Origin of the sequence: Streptosporangium sp. NPDC023615 (assembly GCF_040640155.1) — a bacterium.
Lineage (GTDB): Bacteria > Actinomycetota > Actinomycetes > Streptosporangiales > Streptosporangiaceae > Streptosporangium.
This window is the reverse complement of sequence record NZ_JBFABE010000141.1, coordinates 1-4185: the sequence shown is the minus strand read 5'-3', so window position 1 is coordinate 4185 and position 4185 is coordinate 1. Positions and strand designations below refer to the sequence as shown.

The following is a 4185-nucleotide window of genomic DNA, read 5'->3' as shown; positions in this document are numbered from 1 at the left end:
TGGTGGGGTTCGACGACTCGCCGCTGATCGCGTTCACCGACCCGCCGCTGACCACGGTGCGCCAGCCCGTGCAGTCGATGGTGACCGCCGCCGTGCACACCCTGCTGGAGGCCGTCGCCGGGACCGCCGTGCAGCAGCACTCCGAGCTCATCTTCCAGCCCGAGCTCATCGTGCGCGGTTCCACGGGCTCCGGCCCCAAGATCCTGCGCGGTTGAACACGGCCCGGTGAAGCACAGGTAACGGTCGGCTGTGGGTCCGCTCCGCGGATCGCGGAGCGAATGCCGGTTGTGCGAGGATCGGCGCCTGTACACCGGCGTTGAAGGCGATGGAGCGTGCCACGATGAGCTCGACGAGGCGATGGACCGTGCCCGTGGCGGGGTTCCTGGCGGGGAGCGCGCTCGTCGTGGCGCCCGGCGCCGTCGAGGCCACGACGGGAACGGCGAGCACGACGGGAACGGCGACGGGTACGACGGGAACGGTGGCGGGCACCGTCTACTACGTCGACTCCAAGGCGGGCGACGACGCGGCCGCGGGAACCTCGGCCGCGGCCCCCTGGCGCAGCCTGGACAACGTCAACGCCGCGACGCTGCGGCCGGGCACCGTCGTGCGCCTCAGGCGCGGCGGGAGCTGGGTGGGCCCGCTGACGCTGTCGGCCCGCGGCACCGCCGCCGCCCCGGTCACGGTCGAGCCGTACGGCACGGGCGCGGCCCCCAGGATCGGCGGCAGGGACGCGGCCTGCGTGGTGGTGACGGGCTCCTACGTGCGGGTGGCGGGAGTACGGGCGAGCAACTGCCAGTGGTCCGGCTTCGAGGTGGCCGGCAACCGCAACGAGCTGGACCGCGTCATCGCCGACCGCAACATCACCGGGGTCCACTTCATCGGCGCGCACAACGTCCTCAAGAACGCCGTGCTGAACGACAACGACCGGATGAGCGTCAACGACGAGGGCGGTGACGACGACTCCGGCGCCTTCGGCGTGCTGCTCAACGGCGACGACAACCTCGTCACCGGCAACGTGATCACCGGCAGCTACGCGAAGAGCAAGGACTACGGAACCGACGGTGCCGCCGTCGAGGTGTTCAACGGCGATCGCAACCGGATCACCCACAACGTCGCCAGGGACAACGAGACCTTCGCCGAGCTGGGCGCGCGGAAGGGCATGACCGCCACGGGCAACGTCCTCGCGCACAACGTGGTCACCTCCTCGCGGCGGGGCTCCTTCCTCGTCACCCGGGGCCCCCGCCACGTGGTCGGCCCGGTGAAGGGCACCATCGCGGTGCACAACTCGGTCCACCTGCCGGCCCGCGACACCATGGGCTGGACCTGCCACCACGGCTGCTCCCCGAGCATCCTGAGGCTGCGCAACAACGTCATCGTGGTCGGCGGGCAGGTGGGGTTCGAGGACGGCAAGGGAGCCGACGAGGACGCCGGCGTCTACCGGGGCCGCTCCCTGCGGTTCAAGCTCGGTCCCCGGTCGATCGTGGCCGACCCGCGCTTCCGGAGCCGTACCGACCTGCGCCTGAAGCCGGGCTCCCCGGCTCTCGGCCGTGGCGTGCGCCTCGGCCCCGCCTGGTACGGAGGGGCGGTCATGGCCCGCGACCTGTCCGGCGCCGTACTGTCCGCCGTCCCGGCCGCGGGTGCCTATCAATCCTGATATTTACGGTTTTTGGGCCTTTTTTTGGACATCTTCCTGGAACCCTCGTGAAACCTGGCCAGGACAGGCTGTACCCAGAGCGAGGTGATCGGCATGATGTTGCGGCTACGGGTCTCCTTCCCCGACCGTCCGGGCGCCCTGGGCCAGGCGGCCCGGGTGCTCGGCACGCTGGGCGCGGACATTCACCAGGTGACCGTCCTGGAACGCGAGGCGGGACGGGTGGTGGACGACTTCACCGTCTCCTGGCCGGGCACGGTGGACGCGGACACGGTCAGGGACCGGCTCTCCGGCGTGCCGGGGATGCGCGTCGAAGGCGTCTGGCCCACCAAGGAGACCCCCGGGACCGCCCCGGACTACGACCTGATGAAGCACGTCGCGGCCGACCCGAGGAGGGCCTTCGCCACGCTGGTGGACGCGGTGCCCGACCTGGTGAGCGCCGAGTGGGCGGTGATCCTGTCGGCGGGGAGCGGGGAGCTGGTCCACCGGAGCTGGCAGGCGCCGCCGGCCCCGGACGAGACGGGCGGGATCGCGGGCGTCAAGGCGGCCGACCTGGCCACGCTGCGGCCGGCCGTCCTGGGACCCGGCCGGTACCGGCTGATGAGCGTCCCGGTGCCGGGGACGGACCTGCACCTGGTCATGGCCCGCTCGGACGGGCCGCCCTTCCACCGCGCCGAGCTGGAACGCGCCGTACGGATCCTGGAGATCGTCTCCATCATGGGCCGCGACGCCTGAGGGCCGGCCCCGCGAGGACGGCACGGTCCCGGGAAGGCGGCGCCACCCGGAAAAACGGCGCGGCCCCGGGAGGACGGTTCCGGCGGGGGAGGGAGGTCAGCGCTGCGGCGGGTCGATGCGGGTGCCGTCCATGGTGAAGAGCATCAGGCGGGTGGCGTCGACGCCGACCCGGGCGGGCTCGCCGGACCGCCAGACCGGGCGGGAGCCCAGACGGACGATGAGGTCGGCCCTGCGGTGGTGGCCGCTGACGTGCTCCTGCTGCTGCTGCGGCTGGACGTCCTCGTCCGGCAGGGCGCCGGGCATCAGGCGGCGCAGCATCGAGCGGACCCGTCCGCCGCCGAGGGGGGAGCCGCCCAGCGCGTGGGCCTTCTGGCGGGGGTCCGGGGGTTCGGGGACGGCCACGGAGGTCAGGCCGCTCTCGACGTAGGCGAGCCAGTCGTGGCCGTGGTACTCCAGCGCGCGGACCCGGCCGAGGAAGACCGGTCCCTCGAAGCTGTCGGGGACCGGCGCCAGGCAGTCCGGGCGCAGCCCGACGATGATCTGGTGGCCCACGTGCTGGGAGATGACGTACGCCCTGGGATCGGTCCAGGGGATCGTGATCTGGTGCGGGCCGAAGTCCAGCAGGATGTACTGGTTCTGCGGGGTGCGGACGGTCGCCGAGAGCAGGTTGAGCTGCTGGGAGCTGAGGAAGGCCGCGGTGAAGGCGGTCGCGGGGTCGTTGTAGACCTGGCCGGGGGTGCCGAGGTCCTGCAGCACGCCGCGGTTCATGATGGCGATGCGGTCGGCGAGCGTCAGGGCCTCGACCTGGTCGTGCGTGACGTAGATCGTGGTCACCCCGAGGGAGCGGACCAGGGAGGAGATCTCCATCCGCAACTCGGTGCGCATGCCCGCGTCCAGGTTGGACAGCGGCTCGTCCATCAGGAAGAGCGAGGGCTGGCGGACGATCGCGCGGCCCATCGCGACGCGCTGGCGCTGGCCGCCCGAGAGCGTTCCAGGCCGCCGCTCCAGCGTCTCGTCGATCTGCAGCACCTTCGACAGCTCGGTCACGCGGTCCCTGACCATCGCCGGGTCGGCCTTGGCGATCTCCAGAGGGAAGGCGATGTTGCCGCGTACGGTCCGGTGCGGGTAGAGCGCGCCGTTCTGGAAGACCATGGCCACGTCGCGGTCACGCGGAGCGAGGTCGTTGGCGAGCGTGCCGCCCAGCCACAGGTCACCGTCGGTGATGTCCTCGAGTCCCGCGATCATCCGGAGCAGCGTGGACTTGCCGCAGCCCGAGGGTCCCAGCAGGACGAGGAACTCCCCGTTCTCCGCCCGCAGGCTCATGCGGTCAACCGCGAGGTACCCACCCGGGTATACCTTGCTCACGTTATCGAGGACGACGGTACTCATGCGCGCTCGTTCCTCCCGGACGCCCCCGCCCAGATCCAAGCTGTGTGATTGATGAGGTAGTACATCGCGTCACTTGCCCGTGTGTCCATAGATGTCGTTAGAAATCGCTCATCTGATGGTTACTTCTTCGTTCTCCGTGGTCACGGTCAGTCGTGACCGGAAGGCTTTACGGCGAGGTCACTGTGAGGGTTGAGATGTTACAGTTTGTGAAACTTTTCAGAACCGAACCGCACGGGGGACGCGGGGTGCCGATCGGCTTGCGCCCGCCTGTGCCACATGGTGGGGTGGCTCGTGATGGACGGTGAAATCGCGCAGACCTCGCGCTCACGCCCCGACGGCGCGTCGATCCGGCTGGCCGACATCGCCGCGCACGCCGGGGTGAGCGAGGCCACGGTCAGCCGGGTGCTCAA

The 4185-nt window shown here is 70.7% G+C and carries 4 protein-coding genes; 3 read left to right on the top strand and 1 reads right to left on the bottom strand.

What is annotated here, in order from left to right:
* From AB0G16_RS38360 to AB0G16_RS38350, 3 genes are all read left to right on the top strand, one after another.
* On the top strand, nt 1–215 hold a 215-nt coding region (locus AB0G16_RS38360), incomplete at its 5' end, for a substrate-binding domain-containing protein (protein ID WP_362815894.1).
* A 125-nt stretch (nt 216–340) separates the two neighbouring features.
* The gene (locus AB0G16_RS38355; protein ID WP_362815892.1) at nt 341–1654 is read left to right on the top strand and encodes a right-handed parallel beta-helix repeat-containing protein; all 1314 of its coding nucleotides are present in this window, start codon (nt 341–343) and stop codon (nt 1652–1654) included.
* A gap of 93 nt (nt 1655–1747) precedes the next feature.
* Nucleotides 1748–2386 carry an amino acid-binding protein gene (locus tag AB0G16_RS38350; protein WP_362815890.1) on the top strand — a complete coding sequence of 213 codons (639 nt, stop codon included), beginning with the start codon at nt 1748–1750 and terminating at the stop codon, nt 2384–2386.
* A gap of 96 nt (nt 2387–2482) precedes the next feature.
* Here AB0G16_RS38350 and AB0G16_RS38345 read toward each other — a convergent pair whose 3' ends face one another.
* Nucleotides 2483–3709, bottom strand: coding sequence for an ABC transporter ATP-binding protein (locus AB0G16_RS38345; RefSeq protein ID WP_362815888.1), 1227 nt, complete (start codon nt 3707–3709; stop codon nt 2483–2485).
* Nucleotides 3710–4185 lie beyond the last annotated feature (476 nt).